19 protein-coding genes are annotated in these 20,683 nt (G+C 73.8%); 12 read left to right on the top strand and 7 right to left on the bottom strand.

The genetic code is table 11. The features are described from left to right. Positions 1-24 precede the first annotated feature (24 nt). A complete protein-coding gene (locus AB0G52_RS26715; protein ID WP_132887247.1) occupies positions 25-999 on the top strand; it encodes an acyl-ACP desaturase in 975 nt (324 codons plus the stop codon). A 43-nt stretch (positions 1,000-1,042) separates the two neighbouring features. Here the strand turns inward: AB0G52_RS26715 and AB0G52_RS26720 are convergent, their stop codons facing one another. Then, positions 1,043-1,297, bottom strand: coding sequence for a WhiB family transcriptional regulator (locus AB0G52_RS26720; protein ID WP_207921643.1), 255 nt, complete (start codon positions 1,295-1,297; stop codon positions 1,043-1,045). A gap of 220 nt (positions 1,298-1,517) precedes the next feature. Here AB0G52_RS26720 and AB0G52_RS26725 point away from each other — a divergent pair, with 220 nt between their 5' ends. Beyond that, positions 1,518-2,309: a VOC family protein gene (locus AB0G52_RS26725; RefSeq protein ID WP_132887672.1), complete on the top strand. Its 792-nt coding sequence runs from the start codon at positions 1,518-1,520 to the stop codon at positions 2,307-2,309. Positions 2,310-2,334: 25 nt separating this feature from the next. Here AB0G52_RS26725 and AB0G52_RS26730 read toward each other — a convergent pair whose 3' ends face one another. Together AB0G52_RS26730 and ligD are read right to left on the bottom strand one after the other, a co-directional pair. After that, positions 2,335-3,360 (bottom strand): LacI family DNA-binding transcriptional regulator, encoded by a 1,026-nt coding sequence (locus tag AB0G52_RS26730; protein ID WP_361339325.1) that lies wholly within the window; start codon positions 3,358-3,360, stop codon positions 2,335-2,337. 91 nt (positions 3,361-3,451) lie between these two features. Then, positions 3,452-4,471 (bottom strand): non-homologous end-joining DNA ligase, encoded by a 1,020-nt coding sequence (gene ligD, locus AB0G52_RS26735; protein WP_207921642.1) that lies wholly within the window; start codon positions 4,469-4,471, stop codon positions 3,452-3,454. A gap of 91 nt (positions 4,472-4,562) precedes the next feature. Here ligD and AB0G52_RS26740 point away from each other — a divergent pair, with 91 nt between their 5' ends. Further along, on the top strand, positions 4,563-5,627 hold the full coding sequence (locus AB0G52_RS26740) for an ATP-dependent DNA ligase (protein WP_361339329.1): 1,065 nt from the start codon (positions 4,563-4,565) through the stop codon (positions 5,625-5,627). Between the two features lie 37 nt (positions 5,628-5,664). On the opposite strand, the gene AB0G52_RS26745 is transcribed toward AB0G52_RS26740, so the two are convergent. Both AB0G52_RS26745 and AB0G52_RS26750 read right to left on the bottom strand, forming a co-directional pair. Further along, positions 5,665-6,855, bottom strand: coding sequence for a zinc-dependent alcohol dehydrogenase (locus tag AB0G52_RS26745; RefSeq protein ID WP_132887244.1), 1,191 nt, complete (start codon positions 6,853-6,855; stop codon positions 5,665-5,667). A gap of 123 nt (positions 6,856-6,978) precedes the next feature. Further along, positions 6,979-7,443, bottom strand: a complete 465-nt coding sequence (locus AB0G52_RS26750; protein ID WP_132887243.1) for a MarR family transcriptional regulator — start codon at positions 7,441-7,443, stop codon at positions 6,979-6,981. Between the two features lie 131 nt (positions 7,444-7,574). Here AB0G52_RS26750 and pcaH point away from each other — a divergent pair, with 131 nt between their 5' ends. From pcaH to pcaD, 4 genes are read left to right on the top strand one after another with little or no spacing between them, the layout of a single operon-like run. Then, positions 7,575-8,348: a protocatechuate 3,4-dioxygenase subunit beta gene (gene pcaH / locus AB0G52_RS26755; protein WP_132887242.1), complete on the top strand. Its 774-nt coding sequence runs from the start codon at positions 7,575-7,577 to the stop codon at positions 8,346-8,348. A gap of 6 nt (positions 8,349-8,354) precedes the next feature. Beyond that, complete coding sequence (gene pcaG / locus AB0G52_RS26760) at positions 8,355-8,957, top strand: protocatechuate 3,4-dioxygenase subunit alpha (protein ID WP_132887241.1); 603 nt, start codon at positions 8,355-8,357, stop codon at positions 8,955-8,957. After that, a complete protein-coding gene (gene pcaB / locus AB0G52_RS26765) occupies positions 8,954-10,294 on the top strand; it encodes a 3-carboxy-cis,cis-muconate cycloisomerase (protein ID WP_361339334.1) in 1,341 nt (446 codons plus the stop codon). The genes pcaG and pcaB overlap by 4 nt, the downstream gene beginning before the upstream one ends. Beyond that, complete coding sequence (gene pcaD / locus AB0G52_RS26770) at positions 10,291-11,409, top strand: 3-oxoadipate enol-lactonase (RefSeq protein ID WP_361339337.1); 1,119 nt, start codon at positions 10,291-10,293, stop codon at positions 11,407-11,409. Before pcaB ends, pcaD begins: the two co-directional genes overlap by 4 nt. 37 nt (positions 11,410-11,446) lie before the next feature. Here the strand turns inward: pcaD and AB0G52_RS26775 are convergent, their stop codons facing one another. Next, on the bottom strand, positions 11,447-14,125 hold the full coding sequence (locus AB0G52_RS26775; RefSeq protein ID WP_361339340.1) for an AAA family ATPase: 2,679 nt from the start codon (positions 14,123-14,125) through the stop codon (positions 11,447-11,449). Positions 14,126-14,304: 179 nt separating this feature from the next. Here AB0G52_RS26775 and AB0G52_RS26780 point away from each other — a divergent pair, with 179 nt between their 5' ends. The 3 genes from AB0G52_RS26780 to AB0G52_RS26790 all read left to right on the top strand — a co-directional run bounded on the left by AB0G52_RS26780 (position 14,305) and on the right by AB0G52_RS26790 (position 17,936). Continuing rightward, on the top strand, positions 14,305-15,585 hold the full coding sequence (locus AB0G52_RS26780) for an MFS transporter (RefSeq protein ID WP_361339343.1): 1,281 nt from the start codon (positions 14,305-14,307) through the stop codon (positions 15,583-15,585). A 4-nt stretch (positions 15,586-15,589) separates the two neighbouring features. Continuing rightward, positions 15,590-16,732, top strand: coding sequence for an anhydro-N-acetylmuramic acid kinase (locus AB0G52_RS26785; protein WP_361339346.1), 1,143 nt, complete (start codon positions 15,590-15,592; stop codon positions 16,730-16,732). A 76-nt stretch (positions 16,733-16,808) separates the two neighbouring features. Then, positions 16,809-17,936 (top strand): DUF2510 domain-containing protein, encoded by a 1,128-nt coding sequence (locus tag AB0G52_RS26790; protein WP_361339349.1) that lies wholly within the window; start codon positions 16,809-16,811, stop codon positions 17,934-17,936. 154 nt (positions 17,937-18,090) lie between these two features. On the opposite strand, the gene AB0G52_RS26795 is transcribed toward AB0G52_RS26790, so the two are convergent. Further along, positions 18,091-18,705 (bottom strand): TetR/AcrR family transcriptional regulator, encoded by a 615-nt coding sequence (locus AB0G52_RS26795; RefSeq protein ID WP_132887234.1) that lies wholly within the window; start codon positions 18,703-18,705, stop codon positions 18,091-18,093. A gap of 147 nt (positions 18,706-18,852) precedes the next feature. On the opposite strand from AB0G52_RS26795, the gene AB0G52_RS26800 reads away from it, so the two are divergent. Continuing rightward, complete coding sequence (locus AB0G52_RS26800) at positions 18,853-19,683, top strand: phosphatase PAP2 family protein (RefSeq protein WP_132887233.1); 831 nt, start codon at positions 18,853-18,855, stop codon at positions 19,681-19,683. Next, complete coding sequence (locus tag AB0G52_RS26805; protein ID WP_132887232.1) at positions 19,680-20,642, top strand: hypothetical protein; 963 nt, start codon at positions 19,680-19,682, stop codon at positions 20,640-20,642. The genes AB0G52_RS26800 and AB0G52_RS26805 overlap by 4 nt, the downstream gene beginning before the upstream one ends. Positions 20,643-20,683 lie beyond the last annotated feature (41 nt).

Genomic DNA, 20,683 nt, shown 5'->3' on the forward strand with positions numbered 1-20,683 from the left:
GTTCGGCGTCCCCCTGGAGTTCTCGTGACGATCACTTCTCCCCACCTCGGCAGCTCGTCCGCCTGGACCGACGCGCGACTGCTGTACGCCCTGGAGGAAGTGGTCGAGAAGGAACTGAACCGCCATCTGAAGGTCGCCAAGGACTGGATGCCCCACGAGTACGTGCCCTGGACCGACGCCCGTAACTTCCCCGGCTTCTTCGAGGACGGGCAGGCCTGGGAGAAGGAGCAGTCCAAGGTCACCGAGATCGGCCGGATCGCCCTGGTGGTGAACCTGCTCACCGAGGACAACCTGCCCAGCTACCACCACGAGATCGCCTCGCTGTTCGGCCGGGACGGCGCCTGGGGCACCTGGGTGCACCGCTGGACCGCCGAGGAGGGCCGGCACGGGATCGTCATGCGTGACTACCTGCTCGCCTCGCGCGCGGTCGACCCGGACAAGCTGGAGGCGTTCCGGATGTCGCACATGAGCGAGGGCTTCGAGTCGGACAACAGCCACTCGATGCTGCACTCGGTCGCCTATGTGGCGTTCCAGGAGCTCGCGACCCGTATCTCGCACCGCAACACCGGCCACCAGTCCGGTGATCCGGTCTGCGACCGCATGCTGGCCCGCATCGCGACCGACGAGAACCTGCACATGGTCTTCTACCGCAACCTCCTGAAGTCCGCGTTCGAACTGGCCCCCGACCTGACCATGCAGGCGGTGCGGGACGTCGTGGTCAACTTCCGGATGCCCGGCCACGGCATCCCGGGCTTCGAGCGCGCCGCCGCGCAGATGGCGATCGGCGAGGTCTACAACATGCGCATCCACCACGACGACGTGCTCCAGCCGGTGCTGCGCCACCTGAAGGTCCTGGAGATCGACGGGCTCGGCCCCGAGGGCCTGCAGGCGCAGGAGGAACTCGGCCTGTTCATGGGCGGGCTGAACGCGGAAGCCCTCAAGTTCGACGAGAAGCTGGCCGCTCGCAAGGCCCGGATGGCGGCCCGCGCCGGCGCCTGACCCCCCGGGACGGCGGGCGGGGGCACCTGGCGCGGCGTCCGGTTCAGCGGGACGCCCGGCGCAGTCGCAGGCGCTCCTTCTCGGAGAGCCCGCCCCAGACACCGAAGCGTTCGTCGTTGTCCAGCGCGTACTCCAGGCAGGCGGAACGCATCTCGCACATACCGCAGATGCGCTTCGCCTCGCGCACCGAGCTGCCGGGCTCGGGGAAGAAGAAGTCGCCCCCGGTCTGCGCGCACAGCGCCTGCGCCTGCCAGGCCGGGACGGGCGTACGGGGCGTGGTCATGGTGTCGAAGTGCATGGCCAGGATCGTGCCGTGCGGTGAAAAACGTTCGATCAACGCCCGCTCAACGCGGGTCCGGCCCACCGCATCGGTGTCGATGATGCGCCCACGTGCCACGCCCGTGCACGGCGGCGCGCGGCACGGATCCGGTTCGGTGGGCGTGGTCCGGCCCTGATTGTCAGTGGGCGGTGGAAGACTCGGTGGAGCAGAGAACGGGACCCTTATGAGGAGGGCGATGATGCTCACCACCCGTTTCGTCGACGGCGCTCCCAACTGGATCGACCTCGGCACGCCCGAGATCGACGGCGCCGTCTCCTTCTACAGCGGTCTCTTCGGCTGGCGGTTCCAGTCGGCGGGGCCCGACGCCGGCGGTTACGGGTTCTTCCAGCTCGACGGCCGGATCGTGGCCGGCGGTGTGGGGACCGCACCGGAGCAGGGCCCGCCGGCCTGGACGGTGTACTTCCAGAGCGCCGACGCGCAGGCGACCGCAAAGACCGCCGAGCAGGCGCACGGCGGTGTCCTCCTCCAGCCGACGGACGTGCTGGACCAGGGCCGGGTGGGGCTCCTGTCCGACCAGGCGGGCGTGCCCTTCGGCATCTGGCAGCCCGCGTCGCGGAAGGGTGTCGACGTGGCGGGCGAACCGGGTTCGCTGTGCTGGGTCGAGCTGTACACCGCGGACATCGCGGCGGCCGCCGCCTTCTACTCCAAGGTGCTGGGTCTGGAGACCTCCGCGGCGCCGTTCCCCGGCGGGACCTACACCTGTGTCAATCCGGCGGGCGGCGACGAGGGGTCGATGTTCGGCGGGATGGTGCCGCTGGCCGAGGATCCGGCCGAGGCGCAGGTGGGCGCGTACTGGCTGCCGTACTTCGAGGTGGAGGACCCGGACGCCGTGGTCGAGAAGGCGCAGCAGACGGGCGGCAGGGTACGGATGCCGGCCACCACGCTGGAGGGGGTGGGCCGGATGGCCAAGCTGGCCGACCCGTACGGCGCCCGGTTCGCGGTGATCAACAGCCGACCGCAGCAGGGCTGAGCCCGGCGGGGCCGTCGGAAGCAGGCTAGGCGGAAGCGCGCCGTACCAGTGTCGTGGGCAGGATGACACTGGACGGCTTGTCCGCCGGCTCGCTGCGGTGCAGGCCGCGCAGCAGCAGCCGGGCCATCAGCCGGCCCATCTCCTCGATGTCCTGACGGACCGTCGTCAGCGACGGTCCGTCCTGCTCGGTCACGGGCAGGAGGTCGTCGAATCCGATCACGGCCACGTCCTCGGGCACCCGGCGGCCGCGCTCGCGCAGCACGCGCAGGACGCCGAGCGCGGTCAGGTCGTTGGCGGCGAACACGGCGTCGACGTCCGGGCAGCGGTCGAGGAGTTCGGCCATGGCGCGCTCTCCGCCGGCCGGGGTGAAGTCGCTGGTCACGACCAGCCGCGGGTCGGCCTGCCCCATGACGTCCCGGTAGCCGTCGAGGCGGTCGGCCGCGGAGGTCTGGTCCAGGGGCCCGGTGATGTGCGCGATCCGGGTCCGGCCGAGTCCCGCGAGATGGCGTACGGCGTCCCGGGCGCCGCCCCGGTTGTCGGAGTCGACGTACACGACGTCGTTCGAGCCGTCGCTCCAGCCGGGCCGCCCGCCGAACACGGTGGGGACCTTGGCGCCCTCGATCAGGCCGGGCAGCGGGTCGTCGAGGTGCAGCGAGAAGACGAGTGCGCCGTCGACGTGGCCGCCGGCGAGGTAGCGGGCGACCCGCGCGTGGTCGTCCCGTCCCTCGGTGAGCAGCAGCACCAGTTGGTTGTCGTGGGCGGTCAGTTCCTTGCTGATGCCGCGCAACTGGAGGGCGAAGAAGGGGTCGGTGAAGATCCGGGTCTCGGGTTCGGCGATCACGACGGCGACGGCGTCGTGCCGTCTGGTCACCAGGGAGCGGGCCGCCTGGTTGGGGACGTAGCCGAGTTCCTCGACCGCCTGCCGGACCCGCGCCACGAGGGGCTCACGCACGCCGTCGCCGCCGTTGACGACCCGGGAGGCGGTCGCCCGGGACACCCCGGCCCGCGCGGCCACGGCCTCCAGGGTGGGGCGCGACACTGCCTCGGACACCTCGGCCCTCCTCGTCGGCGGCTGCCGATCAGCATAGCCCCGGGTGACAGGAGGTCAGCGAGCGTGGACGGGGCCCAGGACGGCCGGCGCGTCAGGAGGACTGTCCGGGCCGGGCCCGGCTCGGCTGGACGCGCTTCGGCTCGCCCGGCATCTTCGGGTACTCGGGCGGGTACGGCAGGTCGCCGAGGCCGTGGTCGTGTTCGTCACGGCGGGCGAGTTCCAGGAGCGGGTCGAGGGAGAAGGCGTGGTCGTCCATGTCGGCGTGCACGTCGCCCACCTCGGCGAACCGCGCCGGCATGGTGACCAGGTCGAAGTCCTCCGGGCGGACGTCGTCGACCTCGACCCAGCGCAGCGGCGCGGAGACGGGGGCGTCCGGGTGGGGCCGCAGGGAGTAGGCGGAGGCGATGGTGCGGTCGCGGGCGGTCTGGTTGTAGTCGACGAAGATCCGCTCGCCGCGTTCCTCCTTCCACCACTTGATGGTCACCCGGTCCGGCATCCGGCGTTCGAGTTCGCGGCCGACCGCGATCGCGGCGCGCCGGACCTGGGTGAAGGTCCAGCGCGGTTCGATGGGCACGAAGACGTGCAGCCCGCGACCGCCGGAGGTCTTGGGCCAGCCCCGCAGTCCGCCGAACTCGTCGAGGACGGCGCGCAGTTCGTGGGCGGCGCGGACGGCGTCGGCGAAGTCGGTGCCGGGCTGCGGATCGAGGTCGATGCGGAGTTCGTCGGGGCGGTCGACGTCCGTGCGGCGCACCGGCCACGGGTGGAAGGTGACGGTGCCGTACTGCGCCGCCCACACCACGGCGGCCTCTTCGGTGGGGCACATCTCGTCGGCGGAGCGGCCGCTGGGGAAGGTGATGTGGGCGGTGGGGATCCAGCCGGGCATGCCCTTGGGCGCCCGCTTCTGGTAGAACCACTCGCCCTCGACGCCGTCCGGGTAACGCTGGAGGGTGGTGGGGCGGTCGCGCAGCGCGCGCAGGATGCCGGGGCCCACGGCCGCGTAGTAGCGGGCGACGTCCAGCTTGGTGAAACCGCGTTCCGGGAAGAACACCTTGTCCGGGCTGGACAGCCGTACCGTCCGCCCGGCCACCTCCAGTTCCACCGCATCGGCCATGCGGCCACGGTAGGCGCACCGTCCCCGCCCCGCACATCGGCCAGCGCCGCGCGACGAGCGGGGCGCGGGGAGCGCTCGTAGAGTCGAACGCATGGATCTGCCGGTGATGCCGCCCGTGAAGCCGATGCTCGCCAAGCCGGTGGCGAGGATCCCACCGGACATGCAGTACGAGGCGAAGTGGGACGGCTTCCGCGCGATCGTGTTCCGGGACGGCCCGGAGGTGGAGCTCGGCAGCCGCACCGGGAAGCCGTTGACCAGGTATTTCCCGGAGCTGGTGGCGGCGCTGACGGAGCGTGTGCCGGAGCGCTGCGTGCTGGACGGGGAGATCGTGATCGCGCGGGAGGGCCGGCTGGACTTCGACGCGCTGACCGAGCGGATCCATCCGGCGGACTCCCGGGTGCGCACGCTGGCGGAGCGGACGCCCGCCTCCTTCGTCGCCTTCGACCTGCTGGCGCTGGCCGACGAGTCCCTCCTGGACGTCCCGCTGACCGACCGCCGCGCCCTGCTCACCCGGGCGCTGTCCGGGGTGACGCCGCCCGTGCACCTGGCCCCGGCGACGACCGACGTCGAGGTGGCCCGGCAGTGGTTCGAGCAGTACGAGGGGGCCGGACTCGACGGGGTCATCGCGAAGCCGCTCGGCCTGCGGTACCGCCAGGACGAGCGTGCCATGTTCAAGGTCAAGCACGAGCGGACCGCCGACGTGGTGGTGGCGGGCTACCGGCTCCACAAGAGCGGCCCGGTGGTCGGCTCGCTGCTGCTCGGCCTGTACGACGACCGGGGCGCGCTGCAGCACGTGGGGGTGTCGGCCGCGTTCCCGATGAAGCGGCGGGCCGAGCTGATCGAGGAGCTGGAGCCGCTGCGCATGGCCGACGTCTCCGGGCACCCGTGGGCCGCCTGGGCCGAGGAGGCGGCGCACGAGTCGGCCCGGCTGCCGGGGGCGCCGAGCCGCTGGTCCGGCAGGAAGGACCTGTCCTGGATCCCGCTGCGGCCCGAGCGGGTGGCGGAGGTGGCGTACGACCACATGGAGAACGGGGCCCGCTTCCGGCACACGGCCCGGTTCCGCCGCTGGCGCCCGGACCGGGCACCGGACACCTGCACCTACGCCCAGCTGGAGGAGCCGGTGCGGTACGACCTCGCGGAGATCCTGGGGTCATGAGCCGCGGCTACGGCCGCAGCTACGGCTACGGCTACGGCTACGGCTTGAAGAGGATCTTGACCGCGCCGTCCTGCTTGCGCTGGAACATCTCGTAGGCGTGCGGTGCCTCGGACAGCGGCAGCCGGTGGGTGGCGAAGTCCGCCACGCCGAGCGGGTCCTCGTCGGTCAGGTACGGCATGATCCGGTCGGTCCAGCGCCGGACGTTGGCCTGGCCCATGCGCAGCTGGATCTGCTTGTCGAAGAGGGTGAGCAGCGGCAGCGGGTCGGCCGTCCCGCCGTACACCCCGCTGAGGGAGATCGTGCCGCCGCGGCGGACCAGGTCGATCGCCATGTGGAGGGCGCCGAGCCGGTCGACGGCGAAGCGCTCCGCGAGCGGTCCCGCGATCTTGCGGGGCAGCAGCCCGGTCGCGGTCTGGGCCAGCTTGGCGGCGGCGCTGCCGTGCGCCTCGGTCCCGACGGCGTCGATCACGGCGTCCGGACCCCGGCCGTCGGTCACGTCCCGGATCGCCCGCACCAGTTCCTTCTCGTCGTCGAACACCCGAAGGTCGTACGTCTCGACGCCCCGGCGGCCGGCCCGCGCCAGCCGTTCCGGCACCAGGTCGATACCGAACACCCGCTCGGCTCCGCGCGCCTTGGCGATCCGGCAGGACATGTCGCCGATCGGGCCGAGGCCGAGGACGGCGACGGTGCCGCCGGGCGGTACGGCGGCGTACTCGACGGCCTGCCAGGCGGTGGGGAGCACGTCGGAGAGGTAGACGAAGCGGTCGTCGGGCGGCCCCTCGGGCACCTTGATGGGGCCGTAGTGGGCCTGCGGGACGCGCAGGTACTCGGCCTGGGCGCCGGGTACGGCGCCGTAGAGGCGGGTGTAGCCGAACAGGGCGGCGCCCATGCCCTCGCCGGTGACCTGGGTGACCTCGCACTGGGTCATCAGGCCGGACGAACACATGTAACAGTGACCGCAGGCGATCTGGAAGGGCACCACGACCCGGTCGCCCCGGCTCAGGTTGGGCACCTCGGAGCCGGTCTCCTCCACGATCCCCATGGGTTCGTGGCCGAGGATGTCGCCCGGGGTCATGAACGGGGTGAGCACCTCGTACAGGTGCAGGTCCGAGCCGCACAGGCCGGACGAGGTGATGCGGATGACGGCGTCCGTGGGCTCCTCGATCCGGGGATCGGGCACCTCCTCCACCCGTACGTCCCGCCGCCCCTGCCAGGTGACTGCCTTCATGGCTCGCGCTCCCTCTGCCGCGTGCGCCGGTGGCGGCCACGCGCTCGACTTCACGGCGTCGGCCGGGTACCCGAGCGCTCCCGCCCGAACCGCCCCCGGCCGCGGCGAGGGCCGGCAGCGGCGTCAGCCCTGGCCGGCCGGCGGCTCCCCGGGACGGCGCAGCCCCTCCGCCGCGTCCGCGACGCGGCGGATGAGCTCGAAGAACTGGGTCTGTTCCGCGGCCGACAGCGGAGCCAGGAAGACCTGGTTCATCCGGCCGGTGCGCACGACGAGCTTGCGGTGGGTGCGCAGCCCGGCGTCGGTGAGGCGCAGCAGGAAGCGGCGGCCGTCCTGCGGGTCGCGCACCTTGTCGAGCAGCCCGCGCCGGGTCAGCCGGCTGACGACCTCGGCGATGGTCGACCGGTCCAGGCCCACCCTCTCCCCCACCGTCCGCTGGTCCAGCCCCGGCTCGGCGACCAGCGCGTTCAGGACGGCGAACTGCGGCGAGGTGATCTCCTCCGAGACCATCGTGTTCCACAGCAGGTAATGGGCCTGCTGCAGGCGCCGGGCCAGGTGCCCGGGGTGGGTGGTGAGGTCCACCGCGGCCATATGCGCTCCCTGCTCCGAGTTGGTTGGTGCACTGAACGATACTCGGCCTTGACGGGCAGCCGCCCCGGTGGCAGCGTGAGGAACAGCTCGCCGAAATGCTCAGTGCCCTGATTAATCGAGAGACACGGCTCATGACACTCACCCAAGCCGACATCGACCGCGAGATCGCCGCCGAACACGCCGCCTACGAGAAGCGCGTGGCCGGGGGCGCCCCCGTCGAGCACCACCCCCGACGGGACTACGCCCCCTACCGGTCCTCCCTGCTCCGGCATCCGAAGCAGCCGCTGGTCGCCATCGACACCAGCAAGGACCCGGAGCTGGTGGAGCTGCACTCCCCCGCTTTCGGTGAGCGCGACCTCACCGAGATCGACAACGACCTGACCCGGCAGCACCACGGCGAGCCCGTCGGGGAGCGGATCACGGTCTCCGGGCGGCTGCTGGACCGCACCGGGCGGCCGGTGCGGGGGCAGCTCATCGAGATCTGGCAGGCCAACGCGGCCGGCCGGTACGCCCACCAGCGGGAGCAGCACGACGCCCCGCTGGACCCCAACTTCACGGGTGTCGGCCGTACCCTCACGGACGCCGACGGCGGCTACCGCTTCACCACCGTCCGGCCGGGCCCCTACCCCTGGCGCAACCACCTCAACGCCTGGCGACCGGCGCACATCCACTTCTCGATGTTCGGCTCGGCGTTCACCCAGCGGCTGGTGACGCAGATGTACTTCCCCGGCGATCCGCTGTTCCCGTACGACCCGATCATCCAGTCGGTGACGGACGACGCGGCCCGGCAGCGACTGGTCGCGACCTACGACCACAGCCTGTCCGTGCCGGAGTTCTCGATGGGGTACCACTGGGACATCGTGCTGGACGGCCCGCACGCCACCTGGCTCGAAGAAGGGCGCTGACCTGCCATGACGAAGATCGACGCGAGCAGCCCCGAGCACGTGCTGCCGACCCCGTCGCACACGGTCGGCCCGTTCTACGGCTACGCCCTGCCGTTCCGCGGCGGCGAGGACATCGCACCCCTGGGTCACCCGGACACGGTCACCGTCCACGGGTACGTCCTCGACGGCGAGGGCGCCCCGCTGCCGGACGCCTTCGTGGAACTGTGGGGCGCCGACCCGGAAGGGAACGTGTCCACCACCGACGGCTCGATGCGGCGCGACCCGGCGAGCGGTGGCCATCTCGGCCGCAACGGCGTGGAGTTCACCGGCTGGGGCCGGATCCAGACCGACGCCGACGGTCACTGGTACGCGCGGACGCTGCGTCCCGGTGCGCGCGGCGGCAGCGCCCCCTACCTCAGTGCCTGCGTGTTCGCGCGCGGGCTGCTGGTGCACCTGTTCACCCGGATCTACCTGCCCGGCGACGACGCGGCACTCGCCGCCGACCCGCTGCTCACCCGGGTGGGCGATCGGCGCGGCACGCTGATCGCCGCCGAGGAGGGCCAGGGGATCTACCGTTTCGACATCCGCCTTCAGGGCGAGGGCGAGACGGTCTTCCTGGAGTTCCAGTGACAGCAGCGACGAACGGCGGCGCCGACACGGGGCTGCTCGGCCCCGGGTGGTACGGCTCCGCCGCCGCGTCCGCGACCGGTGACGGTGCCTATCTGCGGGCGCTGCTGGACGCGGAGGCGGCGCTCACCCGTGCCCAGGCGGCCGTCGGGATGGCCCCGGCCGGGGCCGCGGCGGCGGTGACCGAGGCGGCCGACCCGGCGCGCTTCGACGTCGGCGCCCTCGCGGAGCGCGCCCGGGCGGGCGGCAACCCGGTCATCCCGCTGGTCGCCGACCTGACGAAGGCGGTCGGCGCGGAGTACGGGCCGTACGTCCACCGGGGTGCCACCAGCCAGGACATCATGGACACCGCGACCATGCTGGTCGCCGCCCGCACCCTGGACCTGGTGCTGGTCGACCTCGGCCGCGCTGCGGCGGCCCTGGGGAGGACGGCCGCCGAGCACCGGGACACCCCGATGCCGGGCCGCACGCTCACCCAGCACGCCGTACCGACCACGTTCGGGCTGAAGGCGGCCGGCTGGCGTTCGCTGGTGCTCGACGCCCGGGACCGCACGGCACGGGTGCGTGCGTCGCTGCCCGTCCAGCTCGCGGGCGCGGCCGGGACACTGGCGGCGTTCGGGGCGTACGGCGTCGCCGACCCCACGGTGCTGCCCGAGGCCTACGCCCGGGAACTCGCGCTCGCCGCGCCGCTCCTGCCCTGGCACACCCTGCGCACCCCGGTCGCCGACCTCGCCGGGTGCCTGGCCTTCACGGCCGGGGCGCTCGGGAAGATCGCCGTGGATGTCCTGACGCTGTCCCGGACCGAGATCGGCGAGGTCGCCGAGGGCAGCGGCGGCGGTTCGTCGGCGATGCCGCACAAGGCGAACCCGGTGCGCTCCACGCTGGTCGCGGCGGCCGCCCGGCGGGCCCCGCAGCTGGCGGCCGTCCTGTACGGCTCCCTGGCCGCGGAGGACGAGCGGCCGGCCGGCGCGTGGCACGCGGAGTGGGAGCCGCTGCGGGACCTGCTGCGGACGGTGGGGGGCGCCGCGCGGGACACGGCGGAGCTGACGGAGGGGCTGCGGGTGCGTCCGGAGGCGATGCGCGCACACCTCGGGCTCACCGAGGGGCTGATCGTCTCGGAGCGGCTGTCCGCCGAGCTGGCCCCCGTGCTGGGCCGGGCCCGGGCGAAGGAACTGCTGACCGAACTCGCCCGCCGCACCCACGCCGAACACCGAACGCTGCGTGAACTCCTCGCCGGGGAGAAGGAGTTGCAGGGGCTCGACCTGGACGACCTCACCGACCCCGCCCACTACACCGGTGCCGCCGGTGTCCTCACCGACCGTGCTCTGGAGCGACGTTGACCGAGAGACTGCTCAACCACCTGGTCGAAGGCGCCGCTTCGGCGCCCCCGCTGCTCCTCGGGCCGTCGCTGGGCACCTCGTACGCCCTGTGGGACGACGTGGCGCCCGAGTTGTCGACCGGTCACCGGGTGGTCCGCTGGGATCTGCCCGGGCACGGCGGTTCGGCGCCCGGCCTGATCGGAGCGGGGGCGACCGTGGCCGACCTCGCCGGCCTGGTGCTCGCGCTCGCCGACTCGCTCGGCATCGAGCGGTTCGCGTACGCCGGGGTGTCGCTGGGCGGTGCGGTGGGCCTGCACCTGGCCGTCCACCACCCCGAGCGGCTGGAGAGCCTGGCCGCGATCTGCACCTCGGCCCACTTCGGCGGGTCCGGTCCCTGGGAGGAACGCGCCGAGCGGGTACGCCGGGAGGGCGTGGCGTGGCTGGCGGAGAACGCCCCCTCCCGCTGGTTCACGCCGGGCTTCACCGTGCCCCGGCTGGTGGCGGACCAGCGGACGGCCGACCCGGAGGCCTATGCCGCCTGCTGCGACGCGCTGGCCGCCTTCGACCTGCGCGACCGGCTCGGCGAGATCTCCGTGGGCACCCTGCTGATCGCGGGCCGGCAGGACGTGGCGACCCCGCCCTCGCACCTGCGGGAGATCGCGGACGCGGCACCGGCGGCCACCCTCGTCGAACTGCCCGGGGCGGCCCATCTGGCGCCCGCGCAGTGCCCCGAAGCCGTCCTCACCGCCCTGCGCGCCCATCTGGACGGGGGCGCGCGGCGTGGCATGGCGGTACGCCGGGAGGTGCTGGGCGATGCGCACGTGGACCGGGCACAGGCTCGCCAGACGCCGTTCACGGCCCGCTTCCAGGACTTCATCTCGCGCTACGCGTGGGGCGAGATCTGGACCGACCCGACCCTCTCCCGCCGCGAGCGCAGCATGATCACCCTCACCGCGCTGGTGGCCCACGGCCACTACGAGGAGCTGGCGATGCACGTACGGGCGGCCCGGCGCAACGGGCTCACCCCGGAGGAGATCGGCGCGGTGCTCCTCCAGACGGCCGTCTACTGCGGCGTCCCGGCGGCGAACTCGGCGTTCGCGGCGGCCCAGCGGGTGCTGGCGGAGGACGAGGGGTGACCCCGCCGGGCGGGGCCGCGTCGCCGGCCCGCCCCCGTCAGCGCAGTCCCCGCCCCGTGTCCAGCACCTCCCTGGCCTGTGCGACCAGCCCGTCCGCCCCGCAGGACCGGGCCAGCGCGAGCCCGCGGTTCAGTTCGGCCACCGACCGCGCGGCGATCCCGTACTCCACCCGCGCCACCGCGTGCTCGTACTGGCAGGGCGAGGCCTCCAGGTAGGCCACCGCCTGGGACGCGAGCCGTACCTGCCGCTGCCCGGTCTCCAGCGCGGCGGCGCACCGCAGGGCCTCGCCGATCGCCGTGTCGGTGCCGAACCGCTCCGCCTGGCGCCGGGCGTCGGAGGCCAGCCGGGCCGCGCGTACCGGGTCCTCGCTCGCGAGCGCCCGGGCGAGGTCGAGCGCCCACGGCACGACCACGGGGTTGAAGTGGCCGCGGGCGGCGGCCGCCTTCTCCGCCGCCTCCAGTTCGTTGACGGCCTCCTCCCTGCGTCCGACGGCGAGCAGCAGCCGGCCGCGTACCGACCGGGGGTCCGGCATCACGATGGTGGAGGGGTAGGGCGGTGCGAAGCCGTACTGCTCGGCGGTCTCCCAGGCCTGCTCGACATGGCCGCGGGCCAGCAGCGTGTCGACGAGGTTGCAGGTGGCGGTCCAGTACAGGGGCAGACCCCGGCCGACCCGCTCGGCGATCCGCAGGGACTCCCGCAGGGAGGTCTCCGCGTCCCGCAGCCGGCCGCGCCTGCGGTGGCCGAGGCCGACGTAGGCATGGGCGAGGGCGAGGTGGCCGCCGCTCCAGCCGGCCGTCTCGTAGGCGCGCAGTGCCTCGTTGTACAGGGCCTCCGCGCGGTCGAGGCGGTCGGTGTAGGCGTAGGAGCCGGCGAGCATCAGCAGGAGCTCGATGCCCCACTCGGTGTCCGTCCAGCCGAGCCCGGGGGCGAGCCGGCCGTTGACGAGGGAACGGTCGCACAGTTCGACGACCTCCTCGGCGCTCTCGCCCTGGATGAGCAGGTCGAAGCCGCGCAGCATGAGCAGGGCGCGCTCGGAGTTGTCGCGGCCGGTGCAGGTGTCCGCGAGTGCGGCGAGACGTTCGGAACGGCGCGGGAAGACGGCTTCGCCCGCGATGCCCTCCCACATGAACTGGACCGCCTGCAGCCGCAGCCGGGCGGGCCCCTCCTCCTGCCGGGCGGCCTCCGCCTCGACCGTGCGGACGGCCTCCTCCAGCTGGTCGTTGTGGAGGAGGGCCTGGGAGAGGCGGAAGACGGCGTCGACGCGTTCGGCGCCGGCGAGGCCGGACATGCCGAGTGCGCTCCGCAGGTGGCCGATGGTGACGACCGGCTTGGTGAGCAGGGTGGCGCAGCCCAGTTCGTAGAGCACGCGCGCGTGGACCTCGGGCAGGGGTGGTTCGCGCAGGGCCCGTTCGAGGCAGCGGCGGGCCGCGTCCGGGGCGCCGACGGCGAGGTGTTCCTTGGCCGCGTCCCGCAGCTGCTCGACGAGTTCCTCGTCGTCGTCCGGGTGCACCTTGAGCAGGTGGCGGGAGGCCTCGGCGATGCCCCGGCCGTCGTCCAGGACGATCTGGGCGGCGATGCCGTGCATGGCGGTGCACATCGCGGCCGGGATGGAGTTGTAGACGGCGGTGGCGATCAGCGGGTGGACGAACTCCAGGTCACCGGCGCCGGACCGGGAACCGGCCGGGTCCGGCTCGGTGAGGATACGCGCGGTGCGCAGCAGTTCGGCGCAGCGTGCGGCGTCGTCGACGGTCATGCTGGCGAGCTGGGCGACGAGGTCGACGGAGATGCCGGTGCCGAGGATGGCGGCGGCCCAGGCGAACCGGGTGGCGTCGACGCCGAGGCCTTCCAGGCGGGTGACGAGTCCCCCGCCGCGGGCGGAGCGGTTCAGGGCGCGCAGTTCACCGGCCCTCGCCTCGACGGGTTCGACCTCGCTGTCCTGGACCTTGGCGAGGAGTTCGACGGTCTCGTAGGGGTTGCCGCCGGTGACGGCCCAGACCTCGCGGCAGAACGGGGCGTCGGCGTGGGCACCGAGGGTGGCACGGGTGAGGCCGGCGACCGCGTCCGGGGTGAGGGCGGTGAGGTTGCGCAGCGGCCGGCCGGCGGCGGCCACGGCGTCGAGGAGGCGGGCGCTGTCGCCGCTGACCTCGCCGGGCCTGCGGGCGACCAGGACCAGGACGGAGAGGTCGTCGAGACGTTCGACGAAGGCGGCGAGCCAGGCCAGGGTCTCCTGGTCGGCCCAGTGCGCGTCGTCGATCAGCAGGACCAGCGGCCAGTCGCGTCGGGCGAGCCTGCGGACGGCCGCGACGAGGCCGTCGCGGACACCCTGCGGATCGGCCTGGCGGTCGCCGGGGTCCGTGATGCCGAGGGCGGGCCCGGCGATGTCGTACCAGTCGCCGAGGTACTCCCGGGCCTCCTCCGGCAGCAGCGAGACCAGGGCGGGCTGGAGCAGCTGCCGCACCACGTGGAAGGGGACGCTGCGCAGGGTCTCGACGCCGCGGGTGGACCAGACGGTCCAGCCGCGGCGCTCCGCCATCCGGCGGGTCTCGGTCAGCAGCGCGGTCTTGCCGAGCCCGGCGTCGCCGCGCAGGACCAGCAGATTGCCGCAGGAGGAGGCGTCGGAACCCAGCACGTCGAGTGCCTCGGTGATGGCGGCGAGCTCCTCGTCACGCTCCCAGAGGGGCGCCGTGGCACACCCCGGGGGCTGTTCCTCCGTCATCCCGCTACCTCCCCAAGTCGCCCGAACGACGTACAGACCACGAGCGTAGCCGTCCTGTTGGCTGGCCGGAGGCGGGTCCGGACAGCTGTTGCCGTGACGGGTGACAGCGGGCCGGCGGGCGACGCGGGTCGGCCCCGACCTGCCGCCGCGCAGCGAACGGACCGTCAACGGGCAGGGAAATGAACCTGGTTCATGAAGATCGTGAGGATCGTGCGGCGACCGGGCGGAACCGGCCCCTCCGGGCGCTGGCCGCGGGCTCGGCCGGCAACTTCATCGAGTGGTACGAGTTCGGTGTCTACGGCTATGTCGCGACGACGGTCGCCGAGCAGTTCTTCACCCCGCAGGGCGGGAGCGCGGCCGAGGGCCTGGTGCGCACCTACGCCTCCTTCGGGCTGGCGTTCTTCTTCCGTCCGCTGGGCGCGGCCCTGTTCGGCCGCCTGGCCGACCGGCTCGGGCGGCGGCCCGTGCTGATTCTCGTGGTGGCGCTCATGACGGGTGCGACGGCGCTGATCGGGCTGCTCCCGACCTCTGCCCGGGCGGGTGCGCTCGCGCCCTGGCTGCTGACGCTCCTGAGGGCGGTTCAGGGCCTGTCGGCGGGGGGCGAGTTCGGTGGCGCGGTGGCGATGCTGACGGAGTACGCGCCGCCCGGGCGGCGGGGGCTGTACGGGGCGTGGCAGTCGTTCACCGTGGCGCTGGGGCTGCTCGGTGGGGTGGGTGTCGCGGTCGGGCTGTCCGGCCGGCTGACGGCGGACGAGTTCGCGTCGTGGGGCTGGCGGCTGCCGTTCCTGCTGGCGCTGCCCCTGGGCGGGCTGGCGTTGTGGTTGCGGGTGGGGCTGGACGAGACGCCGGAGTTCCGGCAGCCGGCCGCGGCGGACGTGCGGGTCTCCGCGGGGGCGGTCGCGCTCGCCGTCGGCCGGGTGACGGGCTGGTCGGCGGCCGGGTACACGTTCCTGGTCGTCCTGCCGTCGTACCTCCAGACCACCCTGCACACCGGTTACCGGGCGGCGCTCCTGGCCACCGCCCTGGCAAATGTGGGTTTCGCGGCGGCGATCCTCCCGGCGGGGCTGCTCAGCGACCGGGTGGGGCGGCGGCCGGTGATGCTGGCGGGCGCCGGGCTGGTGGTGCTGCTGGCGTTGCCGCTGCTCGGCCTGCTTCAGGACCCGGGTACGCCGCGGGCGGTGCAGGGCGCGGCCCTGTGCGGTGCGGGCGCGCTGGTGGGGCTGATGGCAGGGCCGGGGCCCGCGCTGCTGGCCGAGATGTTCCCGGCGCGGACCCGGTGCACGGGGCTGGGACTCGCCTACGCCCTGTCCAATGCCGTGTTCTCGGGCTGTGCGGGGCTCATCATCACGGAGGCGGTCAGGCGCACCGGCGATCCGGACGTCCCCGGTTACTACGCGGCGGCGGCCTGCGCGGTCAGCGTCCTGGCGCTCCTCGCGGGGCCGAAGCGGAAGGCGGGTTGAGGCGGTGCTGGTGATCGGTCTGATGTCCGGGACGTCGTACGACGCGGTGGACGCGGCGGCGGCCGAACTGCGGCTGGCGGACGGCACGCTGCTGCTGAAGCCGCTGGGGATGGTGAGCACACCGTACGACGACGAGCTGTGCGAGGCCCTGGCGGGAGCGCTGCCTCCGGCCGCCGTACCGCTGGCGCGGGTGTGTCTGCTGGACACCCGGATCGGGCAGGCGTTCGCGGCGGCGGCCGTCCGGGCCGACCGTGAACTGTGCGGGGGGCGGGCCGAGCTGGTGGCCTCGCACGGGCAGACGGTCTTCCACTGGGTGGAGGGCGGCCGGGTGCGCGGCACGTTGCAGCTCGGGCAGCCGGCCTGGATCGCGGAGGCGACGGGGCTGCCGGTGGTCGCCGACCTGAGGCCGCGGGACGTGGCGGCGGGGGGTCAGGGCGCGCCGCTGGTGAGCCTCGTGGACCTGCTGTGGCTGCGGGGTCGGCCGGGTACGCCGGTGGCGCTGAACCTCGGCGGGATCGCCAACCTCACCGCACCGGACGGCACGGCCTTCGACACCGGGCCGGGGTGCGCGCTGCTGGACGCGGCGGCCCGGGAGTTCACGGGCGGGCGGCTGCGGTTCGACGCGGACGGCGCCCTGGCGGCCCGCGGCCGGCCGGACCCGGGGCTGCTCGAAGAGCTGCTGGCGGAGCCGTACTACGCGCTGCCCGCGCCGAAGACGACCGGCAAGGAGCTGTTCCACGCGGGGTACTGGCGGGCGCCCGAGGGGATGTCTGCCGAGGACGCGCTGGCCACGCTCACCCTGCTGACGGCCCGCACGGTGGCGGACGCCGTGCGCAGCGCCGGGGCCACGGAGGTGATCGCGTCGGGCGGCGGCACCCGCAACCCGGTGCTCCTCGACACGCTCCGCGGCCTGCTGCCGGGGGTCCCGGTCCGCGTCTCCGACGAACTCGGGCTGCCCGCGGCGGCGAAGGAGGCGTACGCGTTCGCGGTCCTCGGCTTCCTCACCGCGTACGGTCTGCCGGGCACCGCCCCGAGCGCCACGGGTGCCCGGCACCCGAGCGTCCTCGGCTCGCTGACGCCGGGCCGGGACGGCCTGCGGCTGCCGCCGCCGGCGGCGGGTCCGCCGGTGCGGCTGCGGATCGAGTGAGCCAGGCGAAAGCAGTGCTCCGAAAGTCGGCGCATCCTCTCATCCGACTTTCACCGACGCCTCATACGGTAGGAGCATGACGCAGGTGACTCCTCCCGGGTGGTATCCCGACCCCGGGCAGACAAGTGACGGTCCGGCCACCGAACGCTGGTGGGACGGCAAGGCCTGGACGGAGCAGACCCGCCCCGCCGGATCGGGCGCCGACTGGGGTCCCCCGCCGCAGCCGCCGGCCGTCGGTCCGAACCCGGTCGCCGACGGGACGTACCCGGGGGCCGGTGGGACGTACCCGGGGGCCGGCGGGGTGTATCCGGCGTACCCTGCGGCCCACCCCGGGTACCCGGGCCATCCGGCCGCGCCGCCCGGGGGCAGGCACTGGCTGCGAATCGGCATAGCCGTCGGCATCGCGGCCGCGGTGCTCGTCGCCATCGGGGTGGGCACCTACGCGCTGACCACCGGCGGCGGTGACAACGGCGGCCAGGCCTCGCAGCAGGGGTCCGGCGGCCCGGGAGGTTTCGGCCAGGGCGGTCCCGAGGGGCAGAACGGGCAGAACGGGGGGCAGGGCTTCCCGTTCGGCGGGTCGGGCGGCGGGTCGGGATCGGGCGGTTCGGGGGACTCCGGCGGGCCGGACGGCGGCGCGTCGCCCTCGCCGAACCAGTCCGAGGCTCCGAAGGTGCGGGGCGGCGGCACGGTGCCGGACTCCGTGAACGCCATCAGCCTGCCGGTTCCGGACGGCTGGACGGGGCAGGCCGGACAGGTCGGTGCGCAGATCACCTCCGACGACTCCTACAAGTGCCCCGGCGACGCCTCCGACACCTGCACCACCGGGGGTGCCTACTCGGCGCCCGCCGTGGTGCTGGGCACCTCGGGCAGCACGGCCGAGGCCGTCGCCAAGGCGGACATCGCCGCCAGCGCCAAGGAGTCGTACGGCGGCAAGACCTACGGCTCGATCACCTCGCACCAGGTGCTGGCGTCCAAGGCGGTGACGGTGGCCGGGCAGAAGGGCTACATGGTGCGCTGGAAGGTCGTCACCAGCAAGGGCCCCGACGGGTACGTCGAGTCGCTGGCCTTCCCTTCGCCGGCGAACGCCCGGCAGATCGTCGTGGTCCGGTTCGGTGTGGACGTCGGCCAGAAGGAGTCGGTGATCGACTCGATCACCCAGGGCATCAAGGTGTCCTCCGGCGGCGGCAGCGGCCAGACCGTCTGACCCCCGCCCGCCGCCGGCACGAGGTCGGCCGGGTGGGGTGCCCCTCCGCTCAAAGGGGCACCCCACCCGGCCGGGGGGTGCGCGCCGCCCCCGTCCCCACGGTGCGGCGCGAACAGGTCACCGTCCAGTCATCCCGTGGACGGCGGCCTGGGTCCTAGGTCAGTCCGAGTGCGGGCAGCACCACGGCCTCCACGAAGCCCCGCAGGTAGTCGGCGTCGGCGTACTCGCCGGTCAGCACCGGGCGGATGCGCAGGACGCCGAACATCATGGCGGGGACGTACTCGAGGGCGGGATGTCCGGCGGGCACCTCGCCGCGCTCGACACCGCGCCGCAGGATGTCCGCGAGGGCGCACATCTCGGGGTCGACCAGCGCCTCGCGCAGCGCCAGGGCCAGCTCGGGGTCGGAGGTCACCGCGTGGCCGAGCGCCTGGAGCAGCTTGGTGTCCTTGCGTGACCAGTCCCCCGCCGCGACGGCGACCTGACGCAGGTCGCCGGCGAGCGTACCGGTGTCGATCCCGACGAAGCGCACCTTGCGGTTGGCACGCAGCGCGGCCGCGACGAACAGCGGCTTGTTCTTCCACTGCCGGTAGAGCGTGGACTTGCTGCACCGGGTGCTGGCGGCGACGCCCTCCATGGTCACGGAGTCGTAGCCGCACTCGCGGATCTGTTCGAGCACGGCGTCGAAGAACTCCCGCTCACGCTCCGGCGTGATCTTGGAGCGGCGCGAGGCGGCGACCGTGTCCGGTCCGTCCGCGGCCTGCGACGTCATGCGCTCTTCTCCTTCGCCCCTCGAAACCTACAACCAGTGTGGCCCACGTCTATCGATACGCCACTGTACCGGTACTCGGCCGTATCGGTACAGTGGCGTATCGGTACGCTTTCGTATCGATGAGTATCGGCAGTGAGGGGGCCTGGGATGAGATCCCAGTCCAAGGGGGCGGAACCGGAGCCGGGCGCGACAGCCCGGCCGCCGCTCGTCCGTGAGTTCCTACTGGTCGCGGGACTCTTCCTCGTCTACAAGTTCGGGCGGCAACTGGCCACCGGCCACACCGCCGAGGCGCTGCGCAACGCCCACCGGATCTGGGACCTGGAACGGACGCTGCACCTGCCCTCGGAGGTCGGCGTGCAGTCCGCACTGCTGCACGGCGACACCCTCGTCCGCCTCGCCAACACCTACTACGCGACGGTTCACTTCCCGGCCACCCTGGCCTTCCTGGTCTGGCTCTACCTGCGGCGTCCCGCGCACTACCGCTGGGCCCGCCGGGTCCTCGCCGCGGTCACCGCGGCCGCGCTGGTGCTGCCCTTCACGTTCCCGCTGGCACCGCCCCGGATGCTGGCCGCGACCGGTCTGGTCGACACCGGCCGCCTCTACGGCCCCTCCGTGTACGGCCCGCCCGCCCGCGACCACCTCTCCAACCAGTTCGCGGCGATGCCCTCCCTGCACTTCGGCTGGGCCCTGATGGTGGCGATCGGCCTGATCGTCGCGACCGGGTCCCGGTGGCGCTGGCTGTGGCTGCTGCACCCGGCGATCACCCTCCTCGTGATCGTGGGCACCGCCAACCACTACTGGCTGGACTCGGTCGTCGCCACCGCGATGCTCGGCGCGGCCCTCGCCCTGATCCGCCCCGGGACGTCGGCCGGGGGGACCGCCGCCCCGCTCCGCCCGCACCGCACGGCGATCCCGGCCGGCCGCGGCACCCGCACCCTCGTCCCCGAAGAGCCCGTGCCGGCGGGAGCGGGCCGATGAGCACCGCAGCCGTCGTCGCCGTCGCTCTCTCCCTGGTCTCGGCGGTCGCCTACGCGGCCGCCGCCGTCGCCCAGGAGCGCCTCGCCGCGAAGACCGCCGGAGCGGGCCTGCTGCGGCTGCTCGGCTCCGGCGCCTGGTGGGCCGCGGTCGGCCTGAACGCGGGCGCCGCCCTGCTCCACGTCGTCGCCCTCAAGTACGGCCCGCTCACCCTCGTACAGCCGCTGGGCGCGCTGACCCTGGTCGCGGCCGTGCCGATGGGGGCGCGGGCGGCCGGCCGCCGGGTCAGCGCCACCGAGTGGCGGGGTACCGCCCTCACCCTGCTGGGGCTCGGCGCCCTCCTCGTCACGGCCTCGGGTCCCGCGCCCCACCAGGTGCTGGGGCTGGTCGAGGCCCTCGTGGTGGCCGGTACGACGGCCGCCCTGATCGGCGTCCTGTGCCGCCCCGGCACCCGCCCCGGCCTGCGCCACGCCACCGCGTCCGGTCTCGCCTCGGGCGTGGCCTCGGCCCTCACCCAGACGGTGACGGTGGCGGCGACGGACCGCTCGGGCCCGCCGCTGAGCGCCGAGGTGGTCGTGGTGGCCGTGCTGGTGGCCGCGTTCGCGGTGGGCGGCCTGCTCCTTTCCCAGACGGCCTACCGGGGCGGCCTGGGCGCTCCCCTGGCGGTGGTCACCCTGTCCAACCCGATGGCGGCGGCCGTGATCGGCCTGACCCTGCTGGGCCAGGGCCTGCGGGGCGGCGCGGCGGGCATCCTGCTGGCCCTGGCGGGCGCGGCCCTGGCCTCCTGGGGCGTGGTCCTGCTCACCCGGGTGACACCGGCGAGCCCGGTCGTCGATCCGGACGAACCGCACCCGGTGGCGGCGGTCCTGGCTCTGGAGGAGGCGAGGAGAGCTGCGGAACAGGCCCTGCTCCCCCGGATTCCCGAGCAGAAATCGGAGCCGGGGCACCTCACGGCCCTCTGAGCGGCAACGCTCCCGCACCCACGGAGGGCGTGACGCCGCGG

Source organism: Streptomyces sp. NPDC021562, from assembly GCF_040640875.1.
In the GTDB taxonomy this organism is placed as follows: Bacteria; Actinomycetota; Actinomycetes; order Streptomycetales; family Streptomycetaceae; genus Streptomyces.

Coding starts and splice junctions, on each gene's coding strand:
- AB0G52_RS26775 (WP_361339340.1), bottom strand. CDS start 14,125: ATGACGGAGGAACAGCCCCCGGGGTGTGCCACGGCGCCCCTCTGGGAG.
- AB0G52_RS26720 (WP_207921643.1), bottom strand. CDS start 1,297: ATGCACTTCGACACCATGACCACGCCCCGTACGCCCGTCCCGGCCTGG.
- AB0G52_RS26725 (WP_132887672.1), top strand. CDS start 1,518: ATGCTCACCACCCGTTTCGTCGACGGCGCTCCCAACTGGATCGACCTC.
- AB0G52_RS26790 (WP_361339349.1), top strand. CDS start 16,809: ATGACGCAGGTGACTCCTCCCGGGTGGTATCCCGACCCCGGGCAGACA.
- AB0G52_RS26795 (WP_132887234.1), bottom strand. CDS start 18,705: ATGACGTCGCAGGCCGCGGACGGACCGGACACGGTCGCCGCCTCGCGC.
- ligD (WP_207921642.1), bottom strand. CDS start 4,471: ATGGCCGATGCGGTGGAACTGGAGGTGGCCGGGCGGACGGTACGGCTG.
- AB0G52_RS26750 (WP_132887243.1), bottom strand. CDS start 7,443: ATGGCCGCGGTGGACCTCACCACCCACCCCGGGCACCTGGCCCGGCGC.
- pcaH (WP_132887242.1), top strand. CDS start 7,575: ATGACACTCACCCAAGCCGACATCGACCGCGAGATCGCCGCCGAACAC.
- AB0G52_RS26805 (WP_132887232.1), top strand. CDS start 19,680: ATGAGCACCGCAGCCGTCGTCGCCGTCGCTCTCTCCCTGGTCTCGGCG.
- AB0G52_RS26780 (WP_361339343.1), top strand. CDS start 14,305: ATGAACCTGGTTCATGAAGATCGTGAGGATCGTGCGGCGACCGGGCGG.
- AB0G52_RS26745 (WP_132887244.1), bottom strand. CDS start 6,855: ATGAAGGCAGTCACCTGGCAGGGGCGGCGGGACGTACGGGTGGAGGAG.
- AB0G52_RS26800 (WP_132887233.1), top strand. CDS start 18,853: ATGAGATCCCAGTCCAAGGGGGCGGAACCGGAGCCGGGCGCGACAGCC.
- AB0G52_RS26740 (WP_361339329.1), top strand. CDS start 4,563: ATGGATCTGCCGGTGATGCCGCCCGTGAAGCCGATGCTCGCCAAGCCG.
- pcaG (WP_132887241.1), top strand. CDS start 8,355: ATGACGAAGATCGACGCGAGCAGCCCCGAGCACGTGCTGCCGACCCCG.